This is a genomic window from Paenarthrobacter sp. 4246 (assembly GCF_040546855.1).
Lineage (GTDB): Bacteria > Actinomycetota > Actinomycetes > Actinomycetales > Micrococcaceae > Arthrobacter.
Map to the genome: position 1 here is coordinate 69,845 of NZ_JBEPOP010000007.1, position 26,072 is coordinate 95,916.

The 26,072-nt window shown below is 62.9% G+C and carries 23 protein-coding genes and 1 pseudogene; 15 read left to right on the forward strand and 9 right to left on the reverse strand.

Annotated features, from left to right (window positions below):
- Positions 1 to 128 precede the first annotated feature (128 nt).
- Positions 129 to 2,801, forward strand: coding sequence for an exo-rhamnogalacturonan lyase family protein (locus ABIE35_RS14385; RefSeq protein ID WP_354515904.1), 2,673 nt, complete (start codon positions 129 to 131; stop codon positions 2,799 to 2,801).
- A 107-nt stretch (positions 2,802 to 2,908) separates the two neighbouring features.
- Here the strand turns inward: ABIE35_RS14385 and ABIE35_RS14390 are convergent, their stop codons facing one another.
- Complete coding sequence (locus tag ABIE35_RS14390; RefSeq protein ID WP_354515906.1) at positions 2,909 to 3,787, reverse strand: MurR/RpiR family transcriptional regulator; 879 nt, start codon at positions 3,785 to 3,787, stop codon at positions 2,909 to 2,911.
- A gap of 108 nt (positions 3,788 to 3,895) precedes the next feature.
- Here ABIE35_RS14390 and ABIE35_RS14395 point away from each other — a divergent pair, with 108 nt between their 5' ends.
- The 4 genes from ABIE35_RS14395 to ABIE35_RS14410 all read left to right on the forward strand — a co-directional run bounded on the left by ABIE35_RS14395 (position 3,896) and on the right by ABIE35_RS14410 (position 7,766).
- The gene (locus tag ABIE35_RS14395) at positions 3,896 to 5,284 is read left to right on the forward strand and encodes an MFS transporter (RefSeq protein WP_354515907.1); all 1,389 of its coding nucleotides are present in this window, start codon (positions 3,896 to 3,898) and stop codon (positions 5,282 to 5,284) included.
- Positions 5,281 to 5,802 carry a GAF domain-containing protein gene (locus ABIE35_RS14400; protein ID WP_354515909.1) on the forward strand — a complete coding sequence of 174 codons (522 nt, stop codon included), beginning with the start codon at positions 5,281 to 5,283 and terminating at the stop codon, positions 5,800 to 5,802. Before ABIE35_RS14395 ends, ABIE35_RS14400 begins: the two co-directional genes overlap by 4 nt.
- Before the next feature lies 1 nt (position 5,803).
- Complete coding sequence (locus ABIE35_RS14405; RefSeq protein ID WP_354515911.1) at positions 5,804 to 7,036, forward strand: metal-dependent hydrolase family protein; 1,233 nt, start codon at positions 5,804 to 5,806, stop codon at positions 7,034 to 7,036.
- Positions 7,037 to 7,127: 91 nt separating this feature from the next.
- Positions 7,128 to 7,766, forward strand: coding sequence for an SRPBCC family protein (locus ABIE35_RS14410; RefSeq protein ID WP_354515913.1), 639 nt, complete (start codon positions 7,128 to 7,130; stop codon positions 7,764 to 7,766).
- Positions 7,767 to 7,835: 69 nt separating this feature from the next.
- Here the strand turns inward: ABIE35_RS14410 and ABIE35_RS14415 are convergent, their stop codons facing one another.
- Positions 7,836 to 9,869 carry a rhamnogalacturonan lyase gene (locus tag ABIE35_RS14415; RefSeq protein WP_354515914.1) on the reverse strand — a complete coding sequence of 678 codons (2,034 nt, stop codon included), beginning with the start codon at positions 9,867 to 9,869 and terminating at the stop codon, positions 7,836 to 7,838.
- Positions 9,870 to 10,237: 368 nt separating this feature from the next.
- Between ABIE35_RS14415 and ABIE35_RS14420 the strand changes: the two genes are divergently transcribed.
- Both ABIE35_RS14420 and ABIE35_RS14425 read left to right on the forward strand, forming a co-directional pair.
- Positions 10,238 to 11,374: an LLM class flavin-dependent oxidoreductase gene (locus tag ABIE35_RS14420; protein WP_354515915.1), complete on the forward strand. Its 1,137-nt coding sequence runs from the start codon at positions 10,238 to 10,240 to the stop codon at positions 11,372 to 11,374.
- A 39-nt stretch (positions 11,375 to 11,413) separates the two neighbouring features.
- Entirely contained in the window at positions 11,414 to 11,869 is a 456-nt protein-coding gene (locus ABIE35_RS14425) for a rhodanese-like domain-containing protein (protein WP_354515917.1), read from the forward strand.
- Here the strand turns inward: ABIE35_RS14425 and ABIE35_RS14430 are convergent.
- From ABIE35_RS14430 to ABIE35_RS14445, 4 genes and pseudogenes are all read right to left on the reverse strand, one after another.
- A pseudogene (locus ABIE35_RS14430) lies at positions 11,833 to 13,505 on the reverse strand (MFS transporter). The gene ABIE35_RS14425 and the pseudogene ABIE35_RS14430 sit on opposite strands and share 37 nt — an antisense overlap.
- Positions 13,465 to 14,625: an LLM class flavin-dependent oxidoreductase gene (locus tag ABIE35_RS14435; protein ID WP_354515919.1), complete on the reverse strand. Its 1,161-nt coding sequence runs from the start codon at positions 14,623 to 14,625 to the stop codon at positions 13,465 to 13,467. Before ABIE35_RS14435 ends, ABIE35_RS14430 begins: the two are co-directional and overlap by 41 nt.
- Positions 14,626 to 14,647: 22 nt before the next feature.
- Entirely contained in the window at positions 14,648 to 15,307 is a 660-nt protein-coding gene (locus ABIE35_RS14440) for a methionine ABC transporter permease (RefSeq protein WP_311213624.1), read from the reverse strand.
- Between the two features lie 2 nt (positions 15,308 to 15,309).
- A complete protein-coding gene (locus ABIE35_RS14445; RefSeq protein ID WP_354515921.1) occupies positions 15,310 to 16,431 on the reverse strand; it encodes a methionine ABC transporter ATP-binding protein in 1,122 nt (373 codons plus the stop codon).
- Between the two features lie 222 nt (positions 16,432 to 16,653).
- On the opposite strand from ABIE35_RS14445, the gene ABIE35_RS14450 reads away from it, so the two are divergent.
- The 6 genes from ABIE35_RS14450 (at position 16,654) to ABIE35_RS14475 (ending at position 22,485) form a co-directional block, all read left to right on the forward strand.
- Positions 16,654 to 17,538: a MetQ/NlpA family ABC transporter substrate-binding protein gene (locus ABIE35_RS14450; protein WP_354515923.1), complete on the forward strand. Its 885-nt coding sequence runs from the start codon at positions 16,654 to 16,656 to the stop codon at positions 17,536 to 17,538.
- Positions 17,539 to 17,621: 83 nt separating this feature from the next.
- The gene (locus ABIE35_RS14455) at positions 17,622 to 18,971 is read left to right on the forward strand and encodes an LLM class flavin-dependent oxidoreductase (RefSeq protein ID WP_354515925.1); all 1,350 of its coding nucleotides are present in this window, start codon (positions 17,622 to 17,624) and stop codon (positions 18,969 to 18,971) included.
- On the forward strand, positions 18,968 to 19,507 hold the full coding sequence (locus ABIE35_RS14460) for a GNAT family N-acetyltransferase (protein WP_354515927.1): 540 nt from the start codon (positions 18,968 to 18,970) through the stop codon (positions 19,505 to 19,507). Before ABIE35_RS14455 ends, ABIE35_RS14460 begins: the two co-directional genes overlap by 4 nt.
- A 194-nt stretch (positions 19,508 to 19,701) precedes the next feature.
- Positions 19,702 to 20,688 (forward strand): aldo/keto reductase, encoded by a 987-nt coding sequence (locus ABIE35_RS14465; protein WP_354515929.1) that lies wholly within the window; start codon positions 19,702 to 19,704, stop codon positions 20,686 to 20,688.
- Positions 20,689 to 20,933: 245 nt separating this feature from the next.
- The gene (locus tag ABIE35_RS14470) at positions 20,934 to 21,104 is read left to right on the forward strand and encodes a hypothetical protein (protein WP_198318270.1); all 171 of its coding nucleotides are present in this window, start codon (positions 20,934 to 20,936) and stop codon (positions 21,102 to 21,104) included.
- Between the two features lie 241 nt (positions 21,105 to 21,345).
- Positions 21,346 to 22,485, forward strand: coding sequence for a glycosyltransferase family 2 protein (locus tag ABIE35_RS14475; RefSeq protein WP_354515931.1), 1,140 nt, complete (start codon positions 21,346 to 21,348; stop codon positions 22,483 to 22,485).
- A gap of 280 nt (positions 22,486 to 22,765) precedes the next feature.
- On the opposite strand, the gene ABIE35_RS14480 is transcribed toward ABIE35_RS14475, so the two are convergent.
- Entirely contained in the window at positions 22,766 to 24,091 is a 1,326-nt protein-coding gene (locus ABIE35_RS14480) for a hypothetical protein (RefSeq protein WP_354515933.1), read from the reverse strand.
- 295 nt (positions 24,092 to 24,386) lie between these two features.
- Between ABIE35_RS14480 and ABIE35_RS14485 the strand changes: the two genes are divergently transcribed.
- Positions 24,387 to 24,866, forward strand: a complete 480-nt coding sequence (locus tag ABIE35_RS14485) for an NUDIX hydrolase (RefSeq protein ID WP_354515934.1) — start codon at positions 24,387 to 24,389, stop codon at positions 24,864 to 24,866.
- Positions 24,867 to 24,869: 3 nt separating this feature from the next.
- On the opposite strand, the gene ABIE35_RS14490 is transcribed toward ABIE35_RS14485, so the two are convergent.
- Positions 24,870 to 25,649, reverse strand: coding sequence for an alpha/beta fold hydrolase (locus tag ABIE35_RS14490; RefSeq protein WP_354515936.1), 780 nt, complete (start codon positions 25,647 to 25,649; stop codon positions 24,870 to 24,872).
- 54 nt (positions 25,650 to 25,703) lie between these two features.
- Entirely contained in the window at positions 25,704 to 25,835 is a 132-nt protein-coding gene (locus ABIE35_RS14495; RefSeq protein WP_502921387.1) for a helix-turn-helix transcriptional regulator, read from the reverse strand.
- Here ABIE35_RS14495 and ABIE35_RS14500 point away from each other — a divergent pair.
- The gene (locus ABIE35_RS14500) at positions 25,804 to 26,007 is read left to right on the forward strand and encodes a hypothetical protein (protein WP_354515938.1); all 204 of its coding nucleotides are present in this window, start codon (positions 25,804 to 25,806) and stop codon (positions 26,005 to 26,007) included. The two genes, ABIE35_RS14495 and ABIE35_RS14500, sit on opposite strands and share 32 nt — an antisense overlap.
- Positions 26,008 to 26,072 lie beyond the last annotated feature (65 nt).

Here is a 26,072-nt window from a genome sequence, read left to right on the forward strand (position 1 = left end):
GATGCACACGGTGTCAACGGCTTTTCTGACCAGAACGCGGCCACCCCTTGCGGCCCCCGCGTCGCGCGGGTAAATTGTTGAAACGTCTCAAAGAAAGCGTTTTCCCGGACTTTTAGGTGGAATTGACCATGACTCAACACGCCCCGATCACGTGGATCGATGGCGAACCGCCCGCCGGTCTCAGCGGCGGAACGACGTGGGGAATGCCGTTCCAACGTGGCACCGTGCAGGACGCAGCCGTCCTGGGGGTTCTCGACTCCAGCGGCAGCATCGTCAACGCCCAAACCTGGCCCCTGGCCACATGGCCCGATGGCTCGCTGAAGTGGGCGGGCATTGCCCTCGGCGCAACAGATCAGCCCGCCGGCTCCTACTGGGTCACCCACACGACTGAAGCGAACGACGCCGGCCCGGAAGCCGCCGTCGAACACTCAACCGGAGTGGCGGTCACCGAAGACGAAGAGACCATCACCGTATCCACGGGCACGCTGGACATGGTCCTGCACAGGGGTGGCGACACCCTGTTCAGCGAGCTTCGCCGCAACAATGAAGTGGTGGCCAAAGACGGCCGCCTGGTGAGCCTGCTGCAGTCAGGACCGGCAGAGGGAATGGGCACCACCACCCGGACTGGTTTCACCGGCCGCACCACCAGTGTCTCCGTGGAGCAGGCTGGGACTGTCCGCGCGGTAGTCAAGGTGGAAGGCCTGCACCGCGCCGATGACGGCGCCAAGGAATGGCTCCCGTTCACCGTCCGCTTCTACTTCTACGCGGGCGCCCGCAGCGTCAGAATGATGCACTCGTTCATCTGGGACGGCGACGCCGAGCAGGATTTCCTCGCCGGCCTGGGCGTCGAGTTCGCCGTGCCCCTGGAAAGTGAACTGCATGATCGCCATGTCCGGATCGCCGGCGCCGACGGCGGATTCCTCGTGGAGGCCGTCCGCGGGTTGACCGGACTGCGGCGGGATCCGGGCGAAGAGGTACGCACTGCGCAGATCACCGGCCGCCCGACGCCCCCTCTGAGTGAGTGGAGCCCACTGGTCTCCGAACGGCTCCATCTCATCCCGAGCTGGAACGACTACACCCTGACGCAACTGACGGCCGACGGCTTTGACCTGCGGAAACGGACCGCTCCCGGCCACGGCTGGGTGGGAATCTCGGGCGGCACCCGGGCAGCCGGGTTCTGCTCATTGAGCGATGCCCGTGGCGGCCTTGGTGTTGGCATCCGGGACTTCTGGCAGTCGCACCCGGGACAGCTGGACATCCGCGGGGCAGCCACCGGGCAAGCGAAGGTCACCGCCTGGCTCTACTCCCCCGAAGCCCAGCCGATGGACCTCCGTTTCTACCATGACGGCCTGGGCCAGGACACGTTCGAGGACCAGCTTGAGGGGCTCGAAATCACTTATGAGGACTACGAGCCGGGCTTCGGCAATCCCACGGGAATTGCCCGCACGCATGAGCTGACGCTGTTCACCTACGACTCGACCGCCAGTACGGAATGCCTCGCCGCCGACGCCAAGGCTGCGGCCACTCCGCCACTGTTGCAGCCCTCGCCCGAGTACCTGCACTCGGCAGGCGTCTTTGGTGACTGGGCTCCGGTGGATCGCAGCACCACGGCCCGGGCCGAGCTGGAAGGCAAGCTGGACTTCCTGTTCGACTTCTACCAAGGCCAGACCGAACAGCGCCGCTGGTACGGATTCTGGAACTACGGCGACGTCATGCACACCTACGACACCGACCGGCACGTGTGGCGCTACGACGTGGGCGGCTATGCGTGGGACAACTCCGAGCTTTCGCCCGATCTCTGGCTTTGGTACATGTACCTCCGGACGGGCCGCGCGGACGTCTTCCGCTACGCCGAGGCCATGACCCGTCACACCGGCGAGGTGGATGTCTACCACCTCGGTCCGTGGCGCGGATTGGGTTCGCGGCACAACGTCCAGCACTGGGGCTGCAGCGCCAAGCAGCTGCGCATCAGTACTCCGGCCTACCGACGCTTCTACTACTACCTGACCGCCGACGAACGCACCGGCGATCTCCTCACCGAACTGGTGGACAGCGACCAGAACTTCCTCGGCTTGGACCCCGTCCGTAAAGTCAGGCCCGACGCCGATACGTACCGTCCGGACCGCGGCGCCTTGGGCGTGGGGCTGGGTACGGACTGGGGCTCCCTCGCCGCCACCTGGCTCACCGATTGGGAGCGTACCGGCAACCCGCGCTCACGGGATCGACTTTTGGGAACCATGGCAGATATCGGCGCCCTGAAGTACGGCTTCCTCACTGGCGAAGCGCTGTACGACCTGGACGCAGGAAGGTTCGACGCCGGCAGGGAAGTCATCAGCGTCTCGCACCTGAGTGCCGTGTTCGGTTTGGTGGAAATCTGCAGCGAACTGATCAGCTTGGTGCCGGACAAGGACTTCGAGGCAGCCTGGATGCAGTATTGCCGGCTGTTCCTGGCCACCCCGGAAGAACAGATCGCGGAGGTAGGGCAACCCCTGGCCGGCATCTATCTCACCCAGGCACACAGCCGGCTCACGGCATATGCTGCGGCCCGGCTGGGATCCCCGAAACTCGCGGAGTTGGCGTGGGAGAGCTTTGCCGAGGGCGGAGAGAACCTCAACCATGCGGAGGCCTTCACGTTGAAGAAGATCCTGCCCCCGTTTGTGCTTCAGCCGGTGGACGAAGCTCCAACAGTCTCCACCAATGACACCGCCCAGTTCGGCTTGGCCGTCATCCAAAACCTGGCGCTGGTGGGCCAGCATCTGCCGGCAGCGGCCGACGCTGCCCAGGAGGTCCCGGCGTCGTAATTTCCGTTGCTTACTGACCTTCTTTGGCGCCGTCTGGGCTGGAAAGCAACCCGATGGGGTAGTTTTTGCGCCCAGTTGAGCCCAAAGAGGGTCAGGAAGCCACAGCTCTAGGAACTGGTGCGGGGATGCATGATCCGCATCTGGTCCCAAGTCCGCTCCGAGGCGGCGATGTTTTGGTTGGAACGCTCGCGGTCCAGGGAGGCAAGCTCGACGGCGATCGCCTGGACCGCGGACACGGCACCTGTCAGAGATGGGAAGAAGCCTGCGCCTTCAGTGGGCACCACAATCCGGTGATCGGCATGCACCGCTACAGGCGATCCCGCACTGTCGGTGATGGAGACGATGGGCGCACCCAGGTTGTGCGCAATGTCCACTGCCCGCATGGTGCTGTCGTAGACCCGCCACAGACTGATGGCTATGACCAGGTCCTCTGCACCGAGCCGTGCAATGGCATTGGTGAGGGCAGCGACGTCGGCATCGAGGAGCCGGACGTTATAGCCGGCGATGATGGCATTATGCTCCAATGCCTTACCAGGGATGGCGTAACTGCCCGCGGCGACGATGAAGGTCTGCCGTGCACGGGCAATGGCCTTGGCGATTTCCTGAATCGTGTCTGCGTCCAGGGTGCGCTCAAAGTGGGCCAGATTGGCACGGTCCGTGGAGACCGCAGCCTGAGCAGGACTACTGATGTGGCCGTTGTGTTCGGCAGCAACTTCCACCGCGCTGAGTGATGCAAGGAACCGTGAACGCAGCTCGAATTGGAAGTCCGCCCACCCCTTGAATCCTAGTGTTTGCGCGGTTCTGGTGACGGTGGAGGCGTTGGAAGCGGCTACTGCGGCGATGTCACTGACGGAGCCGTAGGACGCGAGCCGGGGCTGGGACCGGAGGATCCCGATGACTTGCATTTGGCGTGCAGCGAGCTTCCGCCCCTGGACACGACTATCCAGCCACTCGGTCAACGTTGACGAGTCGAAATCTTCTTCCACCTATTGACCTACCTCACACTTTGGCCGTAACTTCGATACATCACTTCTGCACAGACTTGTGCATATTCCTAAAAATGTACAACTTGGCCCACTTTGGCAGGAATCACCATGTCACTCACAGCACGCCTGGATCGCCTGGCTCTCAGTCGACCACACTACAAGCTTCTCCTCATCGGAGGCCTCGGCTACTCCTTCGACGGCATGGACGGTGCCGTGGTGGCCTTCCTCCTCCCACGCATCCAGGAACTATGGGGCCTCAGCACCGCCAGCCTCGGACTGGTGGGGTCGGCAGCCCCGTTCGGCTTCTTCTTCGGCGCCATCCTGGCCGGCTGGATGGGCGACCGTTTCGGCCGTAAGAAGGTCATGCTCTGGGCGCTGGCCTTCTACTGCATCATGTCAGTGGTTGCAGCCATGGCCCCCAATTTCGAGATCTTCCTGATTGCACGGATCTTTGCAGGATTGGGCGCTGGCGCTGAAAGCGTGATCATCGCCCCGTTCCTGTCCGAGTTCATCCCTCCGAAGCGCCGAGGCTGGTTCATTGGAACCCTGGCGGGATTCTTCTCCTTTGGCTTCGTGGCTGCAGCACTGATCGGCCGCTTCGTTGTTCCGCTGGGTGAGGACGGCTGGCGCTGGGCGCAGGTCATCACCGCTGTTCCCATCCTGCTCCTACTCTGGTGGCGTCGCAGCCTGCCGGAGTCGCCGCGCTATCTCATCAGCCGGGGCCGCATCGCAGAGGCAACGGAAGTGGTGGACCGATTTGAGCAGAGTGTAGTCAAAGCCACGGGCAAACCACTCCCGGCCCTGCCACCCGCAGAGGAAGAGATCACCAAGCACGAACAAAAGATCAGCATCTGGAACGCCCTGAAGTTCATGTGGTCCAAGGCCATGCGTCGCCGGACTGCCGTGATCTGGCTGATTTGGTTCGTGATTACATTCTCCTATTACGGCTTCTTCTCCTGGATTCCCACCCTGCTGGTTGGACGCGGAATCACCATTACCAAGAGCTTTGAGTTCTCCATCCTCATCTACCTTGCACAGATCCCCGGCTACTTCTCCGCCGCGTGGTTGTGCGACCGGATTGACCGCAAGAACACCATCGCCCTTTACTTGGCGGGGTCGGCCATCAGCGCTTTCTGGCTTAGCCAGTCCAACGATTCCGGCATGATCCTGCTGGCCGCCGCCACGCTGTCCTTCTTCCTCAACGGCACCTATGCCGGCGTCTACGCCTACACTCCGGAACTCTTCCCCACGTGGATGCGTGCCACAGGTGTTGGCCTGGCCAGCGCAGTGGGTCGCATCGGCAGCATCCTGGCACCATCCATCATCGGCATCTTCGCCGCTTCCCTCGGCTTCGGTGGCGTGTTCACCATGACTACCGTGGTGCTGGCCATCGGCGTCTTGGGCGTGGTGATCTTCGGCGCTTCCACTGCGGGCAAGTCCTTGGAGAACATTAATGCCCGCGCTGAATATGACCCGGCAGCGGCAGGAAGCAAGTGAACACTGTGAACACTCTGAACACTCTGAACACGGACGAAGTTTTCCAGCAGACGCTGGAGGCATTGCAGCAGGAACCGGGAGTCGTCCTGTTCACCGCACTGCAGTGGATTCCGCAACGCTCCAGCCTCAAGCGGCTCTACACCAGCCACCCGGCCGAGTACCCGGTGGGCGGCGAGAAGTCAGTGGAAATCTCTCCCGGCTGGCTGGGGACTGTCATCGAGGACAAGAAGCCGTTCCTGGCTGCAGACCTGACCGCACTCCGCGGCGTCTTCACCGATTCCGGACTCATTCAGCAACTCGGCTGCGGCGCCGTGATCAACGTGCCGGTCCTCGACCAGCAGAACAACGTGGTGGGCGTCCTCGCACTCCTGGACGCCGAGGGCAAGTACACGCAGCAGAGTGTGGAAACCGCCGTCGACGTCATCAACTACAACCTGCCCCACCTTGTCCGGGCCTTTGAAGCCCACCCCACCGAAGTCCCAGAAGTCCCCGAAGCACCTGCGAAGGACACCGTTTAAAATGAGCACCACCCCAGAAAGCACCCCCTTGGTCATCCGCAACGCCAACGTCCTGGACGTCGCGGCAGGCACCTACTCAACCACCGACGTCGTCAGCGTTGACGGGAAGTTCAGCACCGTTGAACCAAATGCCCAGGCACCGTCCGGCGCCCGGGTCATCGATGGCACCGGCAAGTTTGTGATTCCCGGCCTGATAGATGCCCATGTCCACGTGGTCGCATCCAGTGCGGACTTCCGCTCACTGACGTACACGCCGTCGTCGTATGTCTATGCGCAGACCGCACGCATCATGGGCGCCATGCTGCGCCGCGGCTTCACCACGGTCCGCGACCTGTCCGGCGCCGACTTCGGGTTGGCCATGGCCCAGGAGGAAGGACTGCTGGAGGGACCGAAGCTTCACTTCTGCGGCCACGCCCTGAGCCAAACTGGCGGCCACGGGGATATGCGCCTGCCCGGCGAGGACCACGACCCCAATGGTCGTGGATGCTGCGGCATCGGCCGGGTGGCCGACGGCGTCGACGCAGTCCGCGCTGCCGCCCGCGACGAAATTCGCAAGGGCGCCCACCACATCAAGATCATGGCATCGGGCGGCGTCTCCTCCCCCACCGACCGCATCGACTCCACCCAGTACTCCATGGAGGAAATGCGTGCCGCGGTGGAAGAAGCCCAGGCCGCCAACCGCTATGTCGCGGCCCATGCGTACACGGCAAAAGCCATCAACCGCGCGTTGGAAGCCGGCGTCCGGTCGATCGAACACGGCAACCTCCTTGACGACCGAAGCCTCAACCTGTTCCTGGAAATGGACGCGTTCCTGGTCCCCACACTGGTCACGTACTGGGCACTGAAGGAAGAGGGCAAGGAATTCGGGCTCACGGAGGAAATGTGGGCCAAAGTGGATTCCGTCCTCACCAGCGGGCTCGAAGCGATTGCCCGAGCCCACGAGGCCGGTGTAAAAATGGCCTTCGGCTCGGACCTCTTGGGTGGCATGCACCGCCACCAGAACGAACAGTTCAGGCTGTTGGGTAAGGTTCAGCCCGCTATTGACGCCATCCGCTCGGCAACCACGACGGCGGCAGAGCTGCTTGAGCGCGTAGGGGAAATCGGCGTGATCGCACCGGGCGCTGACGCCGACCTGCTGGTGCTCGACGCCGATCCGGTGGCGGACATCGCTGTGCTGGCCGACATCTCCGAGCACCTGGAGTACCTCGTCCAGAACGGCCGGGTCATCGACTGAATCCGTTCATTCAAGGTCTGTTCTAGCGCTCTAAAAGGCCCAATAATGTAAGTATGCTGATCAATATCGACCCGAGGAGGCGACGTACATCATGACCACGAAAGTAAACAAGACAATCATGGTCAACGTTCCGATCAGTACGGCTTACCGGCAGTGGACACAGTTCGAGGAATTTCCGCATTTCATGGGCGGAGTAGAACGCGTGACGCGGCTCAGTGAGGACCGCCTGGAGTGGGTGGCCGAGATCGCGGGCGTCCACCGACGCTGGGAAGCCAAAATTGTTCAGCAGGACATGGACCGTGCAGTGGCATGGGCTGCTGTGGAGGGTGCCAAGAATGCCGGATGGGTTGATTTCAAGGAAGCCGGCCCCAGCCAGACGTCCATCCACCTATCCCTGGAATACGAGCCGCATGGCGTCCTGGAATTCCTGGGAGACAAGCTGCACATCGTTGAAAGGCAGGCTGAGTCAGACTTGAAGAAGTTCAAGGAGTACATCGAAAAGCAGACCCCGGAGACGGGAACAGCCGCCGCGTCAGGAACAGCGGCCACCGAGTCAACGCCGGTCATCGATCCTGTCACCCACCCGTTCGACCAAACCAATGGGCTTGCAAACATTGATGGGGACTCCGATGGAACCGCTGACAGCGACACCCTCAGTGCAGCTGAACGGAAGAGGCGGGACGATAACCCTCCGGGTTACATTCCCCCTCCACCGAGCGCGCTGCCCTAAAAAGTCAGAAGAAAAGTGGCGCCCGGGTCGACGCGACCCGGGCGGCACTTCTCCGATATTGAGATGCCGCTACTTCTGGACGCCGGTGTAGACGACGGCGGGAATCGCCGGAGCCTTCATACCCTCACCGATAAAGAAGCTCGGGTGCGGCGGCTGGTTGTAGGCCACATTTTCCCGGGCAACAGCTGTCCGATACACAGTGTCGTGCATCAGGGTCCGCAGGCGGACCTCGGTGGGAGCCGTCGTGGTGTAAATCCGCAGCTCACTGCTGTCCGTGGACGGCCAGGCGATCTCTTCGCGCCAGTCACCAACGACGTCAGCCTGGATGGACGGGTTGCCCTTGGTGGTGTTGGTGCTGCGGGCACCCTCAGCGGTCAGGAGCCGGTCACTGGTTTCCGTTTCCCAGTTCCACTTGGAGATGGTGGGTACGCCGCGGGACACCGTGGCATCGTAGTCGTGATCCACGATTTCGCGGAGCAGGTCACCGTCCCACCAAGCCAGGAAGTTGGCGGCCGGGATCTTTTCCGCAATCAACTCGCCATTGGCTGACATGAGCTGTCCAACGGGTGAATCCCACGCCGCAGAACCGCCGATGGCCCACCCTTCGGCGCCGGCATAACGGGGATCGATGTCGCCTGCTGCGCCACGGCCGGTGTCCTTGATGGCCGGAATGCTCCACAGGACCTCGCCAGTGGCGGCATCACGGAACGTGGCACCGCGATTGCCGCTCTGGCTCATGCTTTCGTGGACGGCGAAGGTTTCCAGTCCGGGCCGGGACGGGTCCAGGTCACCAGTGTGGATGGCATCACCGTGGCCCAGCTTGGTGTTGTAGAGGGGCTGGCCGTTGTCATCGATGGTCATGGAGCCGAAGACGAACTCGTCCTTGCCGTCCTGGTCTACGTCGGCAACCGAGAGGTTGTGGTTGCCCTGCCCCTTGTACTCATCGCCGGCGATGTTTGAATCGAAGGTCCACCGCTTCACGAGCTTGCCGTTCACGAGGTCGTAAGTCACCAGGACGGTCCGCGTGTAGTAACCGCGGCTGAACATCATGGAGGGGTGTTCGCCGTCCAAGTAGGCCACACCGGCCAGGAAGCGGTCCACCCGGTTGCCGTAGTTGTCGCCCCACCCGGCGACCGCTCCGCGCTCGGGTTCGTAAGTCACGGTGTCCATGATGGTGCCGGTGTCACCCTTGAAGACGGTCAGGAATTCCGGACCGGACAGGACGTACCCGGCGGCATTGCGGAAGTCGGCGTCGGCGTTGCCGATCACCGTGCCTGCGGCGTCGCGGGTTCCATCGGCGGTCTTAAGGGAGACCTCAGCCTTGCCGTCGCCGTCGAAGTCGTAGGCCAGGACCTGCGTGTAGTGCGCGCCGGCCCTGATGTTGCGGCCAAGGTCAATCCGCCACAGCTTGGTGCCGTCCAGCCTGTAGGCGTCCACGTAGACGTTGCCCGTGTAGCCGGACTGTGAGTTGTCCTTGGCGTTGGACGGCGACCACGTCTGGATGACCTCATACTTGCCGTCACCGTCGAGGTCCGCCACGGTGGCGTCGTTGGCGGAATACGTGTATGCCTTGCCGTCCGGGGTCACTCCGTCAGCCGGTTTGTCGAGCTTAATGGCCAAGTAGTTCTGCGCCAGCGGCTTCACGGCTTCGGTCAGCTTGTCTTGGCCCTGTCCGTTGCCAACGGTCTTGATGACGTAGCTGGACTCCGCCGTGCCTGCGGGGTCCACGAACATGGTGGCACTGCGGAGGGGCTCCGGGGTGATGTTGACGCCGTCGCGCAGGACCTGGAAGCCGATGCTGTCCTTGTCCAGCCCCAGCATGCGCCAGCTCACCGTGACGCCTTGGCCGGTCAGGACAGCCACCGGCGCGCGGTCCAGGTTTTCCACCTGCCGCTTCAGCGCGGCTGGGTCTTTCGCGGCAGGCACGACGCCGGGAAGGTTGGCTTGCGCTGCCTGCCGGACCTGGACAGGGGCTGCTTGCGCGAGCGGAACGCCCGTCAGTGCGATGGCGGCGGCAGCGAGTGAAGCGGAGGCGGCGAGCGAGACTGCCTTCCACGCACGGCCAGGGGAGGGGCGGAAGGAACATTTCGAAGGGTAAACCAAAGAACATCTCCTTTGATGCTGGGCGGCAGTGGGTCTGCGCGCGCTGGATTGGAACGTTTCACCCACGGAGACAACACCGCCTTGCTTGGTGGACAAGAGGCTGAAGTCTGCGAGAAAACGCTTTCCGCCAACAAGGTTTACCAGCGCTTCAACCGTTCGGTCAAGGGTTTGACAGGAAATGACTGTGAGTGTTCGGTGCTATTTGTTCGGAAATGTCCCTACCCTAGCCTGTCCGCGGCGCCCTCCTGGTACGTCTTTCGCGGCTCACTTGTGACGGTCCGTTTCGCAGGATTTCGTAGGATTTAGCCCCATTGAGCGGGGTGACTGTTGGGCTTTGGCCTGTGCGGGTGCGTCCGTAGTGTCGTCCCATGCCGAAGCATTCCGTCACTCCCCTGTCCGTTCTTGACCTGACTCCGGTTTCCGCCGGGCAGACCCCCGGCGACGCCCTGCGCAGCACACTCGCCCTCGCCGGCGTCGCTGAGGCTGCAGGGTACTCGCGGTACTGGCTGGCCGAGCACCACCTCAACACCGGCGTTGCTGGTTCTGCCCCGCACATCCTCGCCGGGTTGGTTGCGTCGGCCACCAAAACCATCCGTGTCGGCACGGCAGCCACCTTGTTGGGAAATTACAGGCCGCTCCAGATTGCGGAGAGCATCGGCACTCTTGCTGCGGTGTTCCCGGACCGTGTGGACCTTGGCTTTGGGCGTTCCGGGCCGCCGAAGTCGCCCAGCGATCCGGTTCCCGGAGTAGTGCCCCCGACTGACACACCAGACGATCGCGTGGTTGACGGTCTGCTGATCCCAGCGCCGCGGCCCATCTTCGGTGCCGTCCTCCCCAGGAAGTTCCGTTTGCAAGGTGAACTGCTGGGCCGCTTCCCGGGAGATACCGACAACTTCGAGAACGACGTCCAGGACATCATCGGGTTCTTCACCGGCGGGTACCGCACCAGGCATGGCGAGGAAGTCACCGCGACGCCGGCCCTCGGGCAGTCGCCACAGTTCTGGATCCACGGTTCAACAGCGGGTCCCAGCGCCCGCCTCGCCGGCAAGTTGGGCCTTCCCTTCGGCGCGAATTATCACGTAGCCCCGGCCGGCGTCCTGGACTCCATTGCCGAATACCGGGCCCACTTTGAACCGTCTGCTTCCCTGCAGGAACCACAGGTGATCGTCTCGGCGGACGTGCTGGTGGCCCCGGACGAACACCAAGCACAGCGCCTCGCCCGCGGCTATGGCCAGTGGGTACACGGTATTCGCAGCGGACAGGGCGCCATCCCCTACCCCTCCCCGGAGGATGCCTTGGATTTGCCCTTGGATGCTGACGCCAAAGACCTTGTCAAAGACCGTGTGGACACCCGGCTGGTGGGCGACCCGCACCAGGTCAGGGACAAGCTGCGCACTCTGCAGCGGGCCACAGGCGCCCAGGAACTGCTCATCACCACCATTGCCCATGACCCCGCCGATCGGCAGAGCTCGTACCAGTTGCTCGCCGAGGCGTGGGGTCTCTAGCTTTCCGATTTTCCACCCACCACCAACAAAGGGAGCACCATGTCCATCGAAACCGCCGTACCGGAAAACGACGTGCAGGATACCCAGCTGATCACCGCCCAGGAAGCGGCCAAACTCTTCGAAGAAGGCGCGCTGCTGATCGATGTCCGCAGCGAAGGGGGCCGCGCCAGCACCGGAGCCGTCCCCGGTGCCGTGGTGGTCAACCGCGAGCATGTGGAGGAGGACTTCAGCCCGGAGTCCGCCCACCGCCTGGCCCAGCTCAGCGGTACGGACCAGAAGATCGTGGTGTTCTGCGGCTCCGTCAACGGTTCACGTCCCGTCGCGCAGAAGCTCCAGGTCCTCGGCTACGCCAACGCCGTCCACGTGGACGGCGGCTTCCCGGCCCTGCGCGACGCCGGCATCCCCACCACCGGGCCGACCGCCCCGCCCGTCGAATCGGCGCCGCCTGTCGGATCGGCTCAGGCATCCACCGATTCGGTGGCCTCCGAACGCTGAGTACCTCCCGCCGTCGGACGTTCCGGCGGTTGCACTCCCGCCGTCGTCGCGGCTTCCTTTCCTGAGGTCACGACGACGGCACGTGCGATTCTGCGGTTCCTTGCCTCGCGCTGCCAGTCGAGTCCGCCGGCGAGCAGCGCGAGCCCCAGCAAAACGCAGCACATCACGATGCCCTGGTGGAAGGCGTCCTTGGAGGCTTGGCCGGTGGCCGCTCCGTGCGCCTGAAGGAACATGCCTGCGGCCGCAGCTGAGCACAGGGCCGCCGCGAAACGTTGGCTGAGCTGGTAGAAGCCTGCAGCCACCCCTGCGGCACCTGCGGGCGCATGGGCAAGCGTGAGTGTCTGGTTTGGCGCCACCACAAGGCCTGTTGCCACACCTTGGATAAGTCCGACGGCGGCCACCGCCAGAGCCGCCGTACCGCCGTCGAGCCCTTGCACGAAGAGGTCCTTGGCAATCAGACAGGCCAGGCTGCCCACCAGTGCGTAGAGGATCCCGGCGCGACCGTAGCGGGCCACGAAGCGCCAACTGAAGCTGGACGCCAACAGCATTCCTGCTGCTTGCGGCGCGAGGATCGCTGCGGCCGCCAACGGCGCCATCCCTGTCCCGGAGAGGAAGTAGAAGGCAGTCAGGGCGGCCATTCCGGCACCGACGCCGAACTGGCAGAGCGCCACCACCGTACCCAAGGCGTAGCCCCTTGATTTCACCAGGGAGGCACTGAGCAACGGGGTTCGGCCGCGCCGGTGATAAAGGAGCTCCCAGAAGGCGAAGGCCAGAAACATCCCCGCACCGACCGCCAGCGATGTCACTGCAATGATGCCCGCACCGTAGATCGTGGGAATGAGCGAGGCGATCACCACTCCGCCGAGCAGCAAGGCACCCAGGACGTCGATGGAGGGTTTCGCGGTTCCGTCGTCGGGGTGTTTGATGGCAGGCCTCGGGAGGAGCCGGAAGGCAAGGGTAACCAGGATCAGCACCAAGGGAACGTTGGCGAGGAACAGGATCCGCCAGCCGATAGATGGGTCGCCCAAGGAAAGAACCACTCCGCCGAGCAGCGGTCCGCAGACCGCAGCCGAACCCCCGGCGGCAGCGTAGGCGCCGAGGGCTTTGGCGCGGTCATGCCCGGAATAGATGTCCTGCAGGAGTCCAAGCACCTGCGGATTCAAGGTCCCCGCGCCGAGTCCTTGGAGGAGCCTGGCGACGATGACAAGCGATGGGTCCGTGGCCAGGCCACCCACCAAGCTGGAGGCCCCGAAAACAGCGATACCCGCATGAAGAGCGTGCGCCGTCCCACGATGTCGCCCAGTCTGCCCGCCGGAACCAGCGCGACGCCGAACGCCAGGGAGTAGCTAGCCAGGATCCACTGCACGGACCCGGAATCAGCGTGCAGGGACGCAGACATAGCCGGTACCGCCAGCACGAACATTGACTGGTCCAACAGCGTGATGAATCCTGCGCCCAGGCAAAGCCACAGGGCGGAACGTTTAGCGTGGTTTCCGTGGCTTCTCATAGCGTTCCTTCCTGACCTGCTTTGCCGCTTGGATGCTGAGAAACAACCAAAAAGCTTTGATATTGCTGGTTGTGGCGCTGACAGTGGGTCAGGAAGGTACGCCCACGACGCGTGCCCGGGCGGCGGCATGGCCTGCCCGGATTTCCTCGGCGGTGCGGCCCTGCTCCCGATGCGCCACTTCCTGCTTCAGCTGTGGAATGACGTGCTGCCCGAACTCAAGGGCATCAGGAACGAAGTCGTAGCCACGGAGACCGAAGATCTCGAATCCGAGGTCGTGGTAGTCCAGGATCGCCTGGGTGACAGTGTCGTAGGAGCCAACCAACGCCGTCGCGCTTCCTCCCCCGCCACCTGCCGCTTTGGCGAGGGCCGTCCACAGCGCGCGGTCGTGGAGGTCCCCGCGCTCGGCCGCGGCGAGGAGTCGCTGGGTGCCGGCGGCCTCGGGCTTCTGGTTGTAATGCCGGACAGGATCAATCACCTCGCCGGCCGACCGCCGCGCCTCGAAGGTACTCAGGATGGCGTGCGCCTTCTCCCACGCCAACTCGTCCGTTGCCGCCACGATGGGTCGGAAGGCAATTTGCCAGCGCAATGATTCAACCCGTCCCAAGGCAGCGGCCCGCGCAAGGATCTGCTCCTGTTGCGATGCGGCATCGGCAAGGGGTTCGCCGAACAGTGCGTAGATGTCAGCCTCTGCAGCGCCCACCTCCCACGCCGCCTCGGAGGACCCACCGAAGGAAATGCCTGGACGCTTGCCGGCAAAGGGCCCCAAGCCAGAGGCAAAGTTTTCAAATCGGTAATGCTCGCCGGACCAATCGAATGACCCACCGGACCATACCCGCCGCACGATCTGCATGTACTCCTGCGTTCGGCCATAGCGCGCATCCTTGGCAAGGAAGTCGCCTTCGCGGGCCTGATCCGCCTGGCTGCCGCCGGTGATGAAGTGCACGGTCAACCGGCCTTGCGCAATGTGGTCCAACGTCAGGAAGGATCGCGCTGCGAACGTCGGGTGGGAAACGTTGGGGCGGTGCGCCAACCTCAACTGGATCCGTTCAGTATTTGCTGCAACCCATGCCGCGTGGACTGAGGGATCCTGTGTGGTGGAGTTGTAGGCGAACAGGACGTGGTCCCAATTGTTGTCCTCGTGGATCCTGGCGATACGGGCCGCGTATTGGGGGTCGAAGAAGGACGTCGTGGCTGGAGACGTCTCAGTGGAGTCGTTGCCGGCACCCATGCCGAGGAATTCGATAGGCATTGTTGTTCTCCTGGGGGAAGAGTCAGCGACGGAGGATGCGCTGGGCGAGGAAGTTGCCCAGTAACTGCGCGGCCTGGACCATGACGATGATGATCAGGACGGTCACGAGCGTGACCTCCCAGTTGAACTGCTGGTAGCCGTACATGATGGCGAAGTTGCCCAAGCCACCGCCGCCGATGTACCCGGCCATGGCGGACATATCCACGATGGCGATGATCATGAACGTGTAGCCCAGGATCAGCGGTGCCAGCGACTCGGGAATCACCACGGACCACAGGATGTGCAAGCGGCTGTCACCCATGGCCCGGGCGGCTTCCACAACACCGGGATCGGAGGCCACCAGGTTCTGCTCCACCACACGCCCAATCACGACGCCGGCCATGAGCGCCATGGGCAGGATCGCCGCAGTAGTACCGATGGTTGTCCCCATCACGATCAGTGTCAGCGGGGCGATGGCCGTGATGAAGATGATGAACGGGATGGGCCGGATGATGTTGACCAGGAAGTTCAGGACCGAGAACACCGCCTTGTTGGCGAACAGGTTTCCCGGCCTGGTGGCGTAGAGCGTGACACCCAGAGCGAGCCCGGCGGCGCCGCTCAGCAGCACGGTGATGACCACCATGTAGATGGTCTGTTGGAATGATTCGCCCAGGACGGGCAGGAGGGTTGTCCAGTCGGTCATGGCTATTCTCCGGCGTTCGCGGGGACAGGGGCTGGAATGCCCGGTACGGCACTGTCTGCGGAGGCCGTCTTTTGCTCGACGGCGGCCGTTTGGCGTTCGACGGCGGTGATCTCGCCTAAGTCGGCGAGCGCGGCGTCAATGGCGTCGTCGCTGCCGGTGAGTTCGTAGGTCAGTGTCCCGAGGATCTTGTTCTGGATCTCGGTGACACCGCCGAACACGACACTGGAGCCGACACCGTGGCGTTCAAAGGTGGCAGCAACCAAGGGAGTGGGCGCAGCCTCGGAGATGCCGATGGAGACGAGCCGGCCCGGATGCGCGGCAGCAAGCCGGGTGACCGTATCCGGTTCCGGTGTGCCGTGCACAGCCGTGGAGACGAAGCGCTGGGTGGAGTCGCTCTGGGGATCGGCGAACACGGAGTACGTCGGCCCAGCTTCCACCACGCGGCCGGATTCCATCATCACCACGGTGTCGCAGATTTCGCGCACGACGTGCATTTCGTGAGTGATCACTACAACGGTGGTTCCGAGTTCTTTGTTGATGCGCCGGAGCAGGCGCAGGACGTCGCGGGTGGTCTCCGGGTCCAGGGCGCTGGTGGCTTCATCGGCGAGCAAAATGTCCGGGGCGTTCGCCAGCGCACGGGCGATGCCCACGCGTTGCTGCTGCCCGCCGGAGAGCCGCCGCGGGTAGTAACCGGCTTTGTCTGCGATGCCCACGAACTCCAAGAGTTCGTCCACGCGCGGCTTGATCTTCTCTTTGGGCCAACCAGCCACTTTGAGCGGATAGGCCACGTTTCCGCAGACAGTGCGGGACTTCAGGAGGTTGAACTGCTGGAAGATCATGCCGATGCCGGCGCGGACCTTGCGCAGCTGGCCTTCGGGGAGCGAGGAAATGTCCTGGCCCTTGACGAACACCTGGCCCTGGGTGGGTCGTTCCAGGCCGTTGAGCAGGCGCACCAGCGTGGATTTTCCGGCACCGGAGTAGCCGACAATGCCAACGACCGTCCCCTCTTCGATGTCCAGGCTGACGTTGTCGACGGCGCGCACTGGTTCCGTGCGCTGGCCGCGGTTGCTTCCTTGGACCAGGAACAGTTTGCTGACGCCGCGCAGCGAAACGATCGCGCTCACCGGAGCCTCCTTTTGGGGTTGATTGGATGCCCATTCCAACAGCGCCACAGCGCTCGCATCGAACCCAATGACCCCCTGTGACCTGCGGTTTCTTTCCTTGACGATGCGCGTCGGAGTGTTGCGAAGGCGTTCGATTCCCACGGGGCCAACTGCCTAGCGTGAGGCAGGGGGAACACCCCGTACCTTCCATTCGCATCAAGACCCTTTGTACGGAGAAGCATCATGAAGAACCGCTTGTTAGTTGCCGCCGTCGGCCTGGTTGCCGCCCTATCGCTCTCGGCTTGCGGGGGCGCGTCAAGTGGTTCGTCAACCAGCGCCAACACCAAGGTGGTCATCGGTGTGGACGACGGTGCCGAGGAGCACTGGACCCTCCTGAAGAACAAGCTGAAGGATCAGGGCATCGACCTTGAGGTCAAGAACTTCACCGATGGTGCCCAGATCAACACCGCCACCCAGCAGGGCCAGGTGGACATCAACCTGTTCCAGCACCTGAAGTACCTGTCCCAGTTCAACGTCAACAGCAACGGCACCCTGGTTCCTGTTGGCGCGACGGCCGTGTACCCGCTGGCGTTGTACTCGGAGAAGTTCAAATCCGTGGAGGAACTGCCGGCCGATGCCGAGGTTGCCATCCCCAACAACCCCACCAACCAGGCGCGCGCCCTGCTGAACCTGCAGACCGCAGGACTTCTCCAGCTCAAGGATGGCGGCAACTCGCTGTCCACACCCGCAGAGATCACCTCGAGCAGGATCAAGGTTGTCCCGGTGGACAGCAACCAGACGGTGAACGCGCTCAAGGGAACCACGGATGCCGCAGTCGTCAACAACACGCAGGCCCAGAAAGGCGGACTGGGCGACGAGAAGATCATCTTCAAGGAAGACCTGAATTCGGAATCCCTGGCGCCTTACATCAACGGCTTCGTGGTGAAGGCTGACCGCAAGGACGATCCCACGTGGAAGAAGATCGTCGACGCCTATCACACGCCCGAAGTTGAGGCTTCGGTGACCAAGCTCAACGACGGCAACCTTCAGTTCAAGGCTGACTGGACAGCGGCCAAGCTGCAGGAAGTCCTGACCGCTGAAGAAGAGGCCATCAAGAAGACCAAGTAGCACGCGAGGGGCGGCGGCCCTGCGCCACAGAGCGCCGCCGTCCCTCAACCATTTCCTGACTCCGAACAGCACTGAACAGGCCCATGAACCAGATACTCACCCGTGAACGCCAGCAGATCCACTTCTTCGCCTACCTGGTGGGCACCGGCATCCACTTGGCTTCATGGCGCCACGAAACAGCGTTCCCGAAGGCCAGCATTGACTTTGAACACCAGGTGCGGCTGGCAAGGATCGCTGAGGACGCCAAGTTCGATGCGATCTTCCTGGGCGACTCCCTGGCGATCGACGAGACGTCCAACCCGGGTATCCTCAACAGGTTCGACCCCATCGGCCTGGTCACGGCCCTTGGCGCGGTCACCAACAGGATCGGCCTCATCGCCACGTCCTCCACCTCTTATGACGAGCCCTACAACTTTGCCCGAGCAGCTCTTACCGCGGACCACATCAGTGGTGGCCGCGTCGGTTGGAACATCGTCACCACCCGGGACCTGACCAACAGCACGGCAGGTAATTTCAACGCCGATGAGCACTTCGACCACAGCCTGCGGTACCGCCGCGCCGAAGAGTTCGTCGAGGTCACCCAGGGCCTGTGGAATTCATGGGACCAGGACGCTTTCCTTTACGACAAGGAGGCCGGCAGGTTCTTCGACCGCCACAAACTCAGCCGGCTGGACTACAAGGGCGAGTTCTTCAAAGTTGCCGGTCCGCTCAACATCGGGCCCTCCCCACAGCACTCTCCCTTGTTGGCGCAGGCGGGCACCTCGGTTCCGGGGCAGCAGCTGGGGGCACGATTCGCCAACGCCTTGTTTGCCAGCCACGCGGACATTCCCCAGGCGAGAAAATACAGGGACTCGGTCCGTGCCCAGGCAGAGGCATTCGGACGGAATCCAGACGAACTCTACGTCTACCAAGCCATCTCGCCCGTTGTTGCGGAGACCCGCGAGGAAGCCGTAGAACACATCCGCGAGCTGGACAGCCTCATCACCGATCAGCAGGTCCTGGACTTCCTGCAGGAATACTTCGCGGGTCAACTCGACTTCACCGGGCTGGGAGCGGACGCCACGGTAGCCCAGTCCGGCATTCCCACCATCGCGCGGCCGCGGACCGATTTTCGCTCCGCCGGGGAACAGATCCATGGACGTGAGGAAGAGGTCACGCTCAAGGACCTCTACTCAATACTCACAGGCGACAAACGAAACCACGACTTCATCGGCACCCCGCAGCACGTGGCCGATTCCTTGGAGCGCTGGCACGCCGAAGGCGCCGCCGACGGGTTCAACCTGATGTTCTCCCTCCTCCCCCAGGACTTGGAGCGCTTCACCTCCGGCGTCATCCCGTTGCTGCAGGAGCGCGGACTGGCCCGCACTGAATACACGGGGGCCACGCTGAAATCGCACCTCGGACTCGATCCACAGCCGAAAGGACAATCATGACCACCACGCAGACCGTCGCCGCCGACACGTATGTGATCCGCGAGGCGCTTCCGGAAGAGTACGACGCCGTGGGGCGGCTGACGTACGAAGGGTTCGGTCATCATCTCCCAGGCGCGCATCAGCCCGACGAAGAGCGCCTCGGCCTTTTGCTGGATGCTGCGGCCAGGGCCCGCGAAGGTGTGCTGCTGGTTGCGGCAGACGAAGAAGCCGGGCGCCTGGTGGGTACTGCCAGCCTCCTGCCCTTTGGCTCATACCTCAGCCGGCAGGCAGAAGAAGGCGAGGTGGAACTCAGGTTGCTGGCTGTGCTCCCTGAGGCCCGCCGTACGGGTCTTGGCCAAAAACTCCTCGACGAATCCGCCCGCCTCGCCGCATCCCGTGGTGCCGGGCGCGTGGTGCTGGACACCGCCGTCGACAATGAGACGTCTCAGCGCCTCTACCGGCGCCTGGGCTACGTCCGCCGACCGGAACGTGAGAAGGAGCGGCCTGCGCCGAAGGTGCAGTTGGTGGTCTACACCCTGGATTTGCCGCCGGCCTAAGGGATCAGTGGAGTCTCCAGTGAAGGGGGTACCAGTGGGGACTCCCTCTGCGGCGGTGGCCGGAATAGCGTTGTCTGTATGAATACCAGGGACGATGCAGGCCAGTTCCTGCAGGCCCGGACTGGCGGTCCCAGGGCACCGTCGCTTGGCGGGCTTCCGCCACTCAAGGACACGCTCACCACGAAGGACTGATCATGCACACCAGAACACTCGGCCAGGGCCTGAAGGTCTCCGCACTGGGACTAGGGGCCATGGGCATGTCCCAGAGCTATGGTCCCAACCCCGGCAGCAGGGACGAGATGGTCGCCGTGCTGCGCTCGGCCGTCGATGAAGGGGTCACCTTCTTCGACACCGCAGAGGCCTACGGGCCCTACGTCAACGAGGAACTGGTTGGTGAGGCTCTGGAGCCGATCCGCGACCAAATCGTCATCGCCACCAAGTTCGGTTGGGACATTCGCGACGGCAAGAGCGTCGGCCTCGACAGCCGGCCAGACCAGATTCGCCGCGTCGCAGAGGAATCTCTAAAGCGGCTGCGTACCGATGTGATCGACCTGTTCTACCAGCACCGGGTTGACCCCGCCGTGCCGATCGAGGACGTCGCCGGCACGATCAGCGAACTCATCGCCGAGGGCAAGGTCAAGCACTTCGGCCTCTCGGAGGCCTCCGCGGACACCGTCCGTCGTGCTCACGCAGTGCACCCAGTCACTGCTGTCCAGAGCGAATATTCGCTCTGGACGCGCGACCCCGAGGCCGAGGTGCTGCCTGTCCTTGCCGAGCTCGGCATCGGGTTCGTACCGTTCAGCCCGCTGGGCAAAGGGTTCCTCACCGGCACCGTGGACACCTCCACCAGCTTCACCGAGGGGGACATCCGCTCCCGGGTCCCGCGTTTCGAGGCAGGGAATCTCGCGGCCAACCAGGCACTCGTTGACCACGTGAAGACGCTCGCAGCGGCGAAGGGGGCGACGCCCGGGCAGATTGCCCTGGCCTGGCTGCTGATGCAGCAGCCGTGGATCGTGCCGATCCCGGGCACCCGCCGCACCGAGCGCATCCAGGAAAACGTGGCCGCAACGCAGGTCGCGCTTTCCGCCGATGAGCGCGCCGACCTCGACGCGATCGTCCGGAGCATCGGCGTCCACGGTGATCGGTACAACGCCCAGCACATGGGCTACGTCAACGGCTGACCAAGGGCGGCAGCGGGTTGGACCGATGGTGGGAGCTCACTGTCAGCACCGGTTACACAGAGTAATGAGCAACGTGTAATCGGTCACACTTGTCCGGATTAGCTTGTCAACCATGGCGGGCACCATGAACCATGAATGAGGGAATTCGTTCCCATACAAGCTGAATCAGCAATCCTCACCGACGAGGATGCGGCCCCGGGCGAAGAGGCTTGGGGCTGTTAACGGCCTGAGTGAAAGTACTGACAATGACGACACATACTGACTCCATCACGCTGAAAATCTGGGACAAGTCGGCCATCGACCACACCATCGATGCCGCCGTCCAGTCCCTCTCACACCGGGCAGCTGCAGAAAACTGCGGAATCGCAGTCACCCTGAGCGGACCCAAAACCTTCACCGTGAGCCTGAGCCGCTAAGCAGCTCACACCAACGCAAGAGGACGACGCCGGTATTTGCCGGCGTCGTCCTCTTGCGTTTAAAACTCCCTCCCGGAAGCGTTCAAAACGTACGAGTGGTGCTCGAAACCTCTTCGTGACGGCATTCCCCAAGTCCTGAGCAAACCTTGATATTTCCTTGACGCTTTCCCTGCGCATTTCTTGCGTTGGCGTTGGAACTCTAAGTGAGTCAACGCTTCAGCGCTCGAACGGAGGGATCACAATGCTCGCGGAAATCACGGAATACGCGGCCGAAACAGGCTCACTGGCCACGGCCGCCTCCCCCCGGGGATCCCACCGTGCAGCCGGTGGCGTGGTCACCGTCCTGGTGCCGGCACACAATGAATCCGCCGGCATCACCGAGACCCTCACCTCGTTGAACAACCAGACCCGCCGCCCGGACCGCATCATTGTGGTGGCGGACAACTGCACCGACGACACCGAGACTCTTGCGCTTGCCCAGGGCGTCGAGGTCCTCCGCACTGTCGGCAACAAGGACAAGAAGGCCGGAGCCCTGAACTTCGCCCTCAGCGAGCTTCTTCCCGATGCCGACCCCGAGGATTTGATCCTGGTTCAGGATGCAGACTCACAGCTCGCCCTCGATTTCATCGAAAATGCCACCAAAAACCTGTTGGCCGACGAACTGCTCGGCGCAGTGGGCGGAGTGTTCAGCGGCGGCCCCGGTGGGGGTTTCGTCGGACACCTGCAGCGCAACGAGTACGCCCGCTATGCCCGCGACGTGAAGCGTCTCCACGGCAAGTGCCTGGTAGTTACCGGAACGGCAGCCCTGTTTCGGGTCAAGACCCTGCGTGACGTGGTTTCAGCCCGCTTGGAGGGCACACTTCCTCCGGGCAACGGCAAGGGCGGCGTCTACGACACCTCGGTCCTGACCGAGGACAACGAACTCTCCTTTGCACTGTTGACCCTCGGCTACCGCATCGCATCTCCTTCCAACTGCACCCTGGTCACCGAGGTCATGCCCACATGGCGTGAACTCTGGGCACAGAGGCTTCGCTGGAAGCGCGGCGCAGTTGAGAACTGTGTGCAGTACGGGTGGACCAAAATCACCAGGCCGTACTGGGGACGCCAGTTCCTGTCCATGATCGGCGTCATGGTGACGCTGGCCTACCTCGGCTCCATCATCTTCGCTTTCACCACCGGAGCGGGCTTGAACCTCCACCCCGTCTGGATAGCCGTTACCGCAATCTTCGTCCTGGAGCGCATCGTAACCCTGCGCTTCCGGGGCTGGAGGTACATGTTGCTGGCCGCAACCATGTACGAAACCGTCATAGACATGTTCCTCCAGGCCGTTCACGCCAAGGCGTACCTGGATGCAGCACTCAACAGAAAGAAAGTTTGGTAGTCGACTCATGTACAACAACCCAGCAGCCCCCCTCGCAGGAGCCACCGCAGCCGGAATGGGCTCAGGAGCACTCGCAATGACCGGAGCAGGAGATCTCTTCTGGTTCGCACTGGCTGCTTTCGCAATGCTGGCGCTCGGCCTCGCCGTCAAGAGGATCGTCCCCGTCAGGGCGCAGAAGAACTGACCAGGCCTGGCAGTCCCGCAGTTGTGTCGCTTACCCCCCAGCGCGACACAACTGCGGGTTTGTCATTTAATCGCAGCTACCTGTGTGGCCCGGCGATCAGGTGACCGGAGCCGAAACCGCAGAGAACTTGGCCACCGTGGTGTAACCGGCTTTGGTCCCGGTGACCCTGACCCTCATGGTGTCCGCCTGGTCAGCGCTTACCAGGGTGTAGGTCTTGGCGGTGGCACCGGTGATCGCAATACCCGAGCGGTACCACTGGTATGTCAGCGTGGTTCCGGACGTCCAGGTACCTGGGTTTGCTGTCAGTGTGAAGCCCACGCTCAGCGTCCCGGTGATGGTTGGAGTGGGTGCTACCAGAGTCCCAGCAACCACTGTGGCTGTGGGCGCTGATTCCTTGGTGGTCGTCGCATGACCGGTCTTGGTTCCCGTCACCCTTACCGTCAGTTTGGTTCCCTGGTCCGCTGCAGCAAGCACCCTCGTAGCAGCGGTGGCACCGGAGATCGCCGCACCGTTCCGGTACCACTGATACGTCAGGGCCGTTCCGGTGGTCCAGGTTCCGGGGTTGGCTGTCAGCGTTGAACCCACAGCTGCCGTGCCGGTCACCGTAGGAGTGGGAGCCGTCAGCGGAATCCCCGGTACGAAGGAGAAATCACGGATAGTGACCGTTTCAGGACCCACATGAGCCGCATCCCCGCCGCCGCCACCGGTGACCCACAGGTTGAAGTGGATTTGTTCTTTTGCCGGAAGTGGAACGGTGGATCCTTGCAGGATGGTCTTTTTCAGCAGCGTTCCGCTGTAGCCCTCCCCCGCGAAGGTCTCAAAGGTCAGCTTGCCTGGTTCCCAGACCATCCGGTGGGTGAGGATGGGAGCGTTCGTGACATCGAAGGTGACGGTGTTGTTGCCCTGGCCTGGAGGCTTCGTTGCATCGAACCAGTACCCGTGGCCTTGGGTGACCGGCCAGTCTTCCCCGTAGGCGGCCCCGCCACCCCAGGCCGACGCCTCGCAGAGGTCGATCTCCGTGTATCCCGGTTCGGCTGCGGGATCGTAGGTGAAGAGGCAGCCCCACACCACTTCTTTCTGCAGCGCACTGACGTCCTTCTCCACTGTGGTGCTATACGTGCCGTAGCCGAAGCCTTCGCGTGTGGACTGAAATTCTGCGCCCTTCGGAGCGGTTCCGGTGGGGTTGGTGATGGAGAGTTTCACATACCCGTCGGCATCAGGATTGCTGACATTGTTGGCATCCCAGCTTGCGTTGTACATGGGCGCCCCACCCCAAAAACGCTTCTGCCAGTTGAACCCTTTCCAAGCAAAGCTGCCCACCGGTCCAGGATCCTCAGCCATGGGCGTGGTGTCCGCGGCGTGTGAGGGGCTGATGCCCGTGAACAGTGATAAACCAACCGCCATGACGACGGCCAAACCCATTACTTTTTTTCCCCCGGTTGGAAGGAGCCTCATTGACGATGCCATAGCTGTGTCCTCCTGCTGATGCGCCCAGAAACGCCTCCGGCAATTGCCGGAGGCCGCGGTCACGTTCCACCCCGAGGAACGTGCAACTCCTCGATTATCAATTAGCAAGGACGCTGCAGGAAGCGAAACAGGCATGGAATATGACTGTTTCAACATCAATTGGATAACGGTGGTGAAGCCCCGCAGTAGTCTGGACAGATCCGTACCTCATAAGACAGCCCGTTACGCAGCACGTCCTTCAGGAAGACACATGCCCATCCGCAGTGCCGGAATTCTTCTCCATCGAACCGTGAGCAGTGGCGAACTGCAGCTCTGGATCGCCCACATGGGAGGCCCTTTTTGGGCGCGAAAGGATCATCACGCCTGGTCCATTCCCAAAGGCGAGTTCCCTGAAGATGAAGACGCTTTAGCAGCTGCGAAACGCGAATTCACTGAGGAAATAGGCTCACCCCCGCCGGCCGCCACCTATGAGCTGTTGGGCGTTTTCCGGCAGCCCTCAGGAAAGCTCATCACCGCCTTCACGGCAGAGGCCAGTGACTTCCAGCCGGAGCAAATCATCAGCAACACCTTTCCCATGGAATGGCCCAGAGGTTCAGGCGTCATGAGGGATTTCCCGGAGATCGACGACGCCCGCTGGTTCGAAGAATCCGAGGCCCGGACCAAACTCGTCAAAGGGCAACTGCCTATTGTGGACGCACTGGTCCGGCACCTTGGCGGGAAAACCTTATAGCAGTCAGCGAGACTTCTTGGTGATGAATTCCCGGATCCAGTCAAGGGTCTCCGGGTGATCCAAATGAAGGCCGTGGCCGGCTCCGGGTACGCGCACCAGCACCGAGGCGCGAATGTGCTCGCGGAGGAGGAATGCGTTGGGCAAGGGCGTCAGCGCATCCTCGGTACCTTGGAGGATCAGCGTGGGCGCTTGAATGGAGCCCAGTTCACTCCAGGCATCATGGTCACGGCTGGCTTTGAAGTGCCGGGCTTTGGCCCAAGCCGACGCGCTGGAGTTGAAGAACGTGTGTGTCGCTTCGGGGTTTGCACTGACCCAGTCAGCGTCAAAGAAGAGCTCTTCCAGCCGCGACATGTCACCGCTGACCAAGGCTTCCAAGGCTGCCTTGTCCGGCTGCGTTCCGGCATCCGGCCACCTGCCTCCGCTCGTGGCCGCGAGGATCAGCGTACGGACCTTCTGCGGGTAATCGATGGCCAGCCACTGGCCAACGCGCCCACCCATCGAGTGGCCGTACACATGTGCTAAATCCGCTCCGGCGGCTTTGAGGACCGCAGCAGCATCTTCCGCAAAGAGCCGCGTGGTGTAGCGGTCCGCTTCGCCCTTCCCACTCCGCCCAATCCCCCGGTGATCAAAGCGGATGACGCGGTAATAGCGGGACAGAAGCTCCGCCGTCGGGCCCCAGCCATCCATGGATGTTGCCTGTCCGGCGATCAGCAGCATTGGCTCGCCCTCGCCTTCCGACGCCCAGGCGAGTTCCGTGCCGTCGGCAGCCTCAGCAATGTTCACCGTGCCACAGTATCCGCGCGGCGCCCAGAGCGCTGCGGCGTGGGCCACAGCGCGTCAATCCGCGGTAAAAATGTCCTCGATGGCACAGTCGAATGTCCGGGCAATGAGGAACGCCAAGGGCAGCGAGGGGTCAAACTTTTCCCGCTCGATGGAAATGACCGGCATCCAAGGCGCTGAGCGCCACAAGCCCGACCAGGACCGGGAATGCTTCGATCTGAAACCGGCCAACCGCCAGGACCAGGGCAACAACGATGGTGGCGACCAGCACGTCGAGGAACGCCCCGGCATCAGCCTGGCGCATCCACTGGAGCTCCACACTCTGCTCGCCATGCTGATCACGGGTGACGGTGTGGCGTGAAACGAAGACCTTGGTGCCGAGCGACATCGCGGGGTAGGCAGCACTGAGGGCACCAATCCCGGCCG

Excerpts from the sequence above, each read along its gene's own strand:
- ABIE35_RS14455 (WP_354515925.1), top strand. The coding sequence starts at position 17,622 with ATGAACCAGATACTCACCCGTGAACGCCAGCAGATCCACTTCTTCGCC.
- ABIE35_RS14440 (WP_311213624.1), bottom strand. The coding sequence starts at position 15,307 with ATGACCGACTGGACAACCCTCCTGCCCGTCCTGGGCGAATCATTCCAA.
- ABIE35_RS14450 (WP_354515923.1), top strand. The coding sequence starts at position 16,654 with ATGAAGAACCGCTTGTTAGTTGCCGCCGTCGGCCTGGTTGCCGCCCTA.
- ABIE35_RS14425 (WP_354515917.1), top strand. The coding sequence starts at position 11,414 with ATGTCCATCGAAACCGCCGTACCGGAAAACGACGTGCAGGATACCCAG.
- ABIE35_RS14480 (WP_354515933.1), bottom strand. The coding sequence starts at position 24,091 with ATGGGTTTGGCCGTCGTCATGGCGGTTGGTTTATCACTGTTCACGGGC.
- ABIE35_RS14475 (WP_354515931.1), top strand. The coding sequence starts at position 21,346 with ATGCTCGCGGAAATCACGGAATACGCGGCCGAAACAGGCTCACTGGCC.
- ABIE35_RS14465 (WP_354515929.1), top strand. The coding sequence starts at position 19,702 with ATGCACACCAGAACACTCGGCCAGGGCCTGAAGGTCTCCGCACTGGGA.
- ABIE35_RS14500 (WP_354515938.1), top strand. The coding sequence starts at position 25,804 with ATGACCGGCATCCAAGGCGCTGAGCGCCACAAGCCCGACCAGGACCGG.
- ABIE35_RS14460 (WP_354515927.1), top strand. The coding sequence starts at position 18,968 with ATGACCACCACGCAGACCGTCGCCGCCGACACGTATGTGATCCGCGAG.
- ABIE35_RS14470 (WP_198318270.1), top strand. The coding sequence starts at position 20,934 with ATGACGACACATACTGACTCCATCACGCTGAAAATCTGGGACAAGTCG.
- ABIE35_RS14435 (WP_354515919.1), bottom strand. The coding sequence starts at position 14,625 with ATGCCTATCGAATTCCTCGGCATGGGTGCCGGCAACGACTCCACTGAG.
- ABIE35_RS14485 (WP_354515934.1), top strand. The coding sequence starts at position 24,387 with ATGCCCATCCGCAGTGCCGGAATTCTTCTCCATCGAACCGTGAGCAGT.
- ABIE35_RS14420 (WP_354515915.1), top strand. The coding sequence starts at position 10,238 with ATGCCGAAGCATTCCGTCACTCCCCTGTCCGTTCTTGACCTGACTCCG.
- ABIE35_RS14410 (WP_354515913.1), top strand. The coding sequence starts at position 7,128 with ATGACCACGAAAGTAAACAAGACAATCATGGTCAACGTTCCGATCAGT.
- ABIE35_RS14385 (WP_354515904.1), top strand. The coding sequence starts at position 129 with ATGACTCAACACGCCCCGATCACGTGGATCGATGGCGAACCGCCCGCC.
- ABIE35_RS14405 (WP_354515911.1), top strand. The coding sequence starts at position 5,804 with ATGAGCACCACCCCAGAAAGCACCCCCTTGGTCATCCGCAACGCCAAC.
- ABIE35_RS14395 (WP_354515907.1), top strand. The coding sequence starts at position 3,896 with ATGTCACTCACAGCACGCCTGGATCGCCTGGCTCTCAGTCGACCACAC.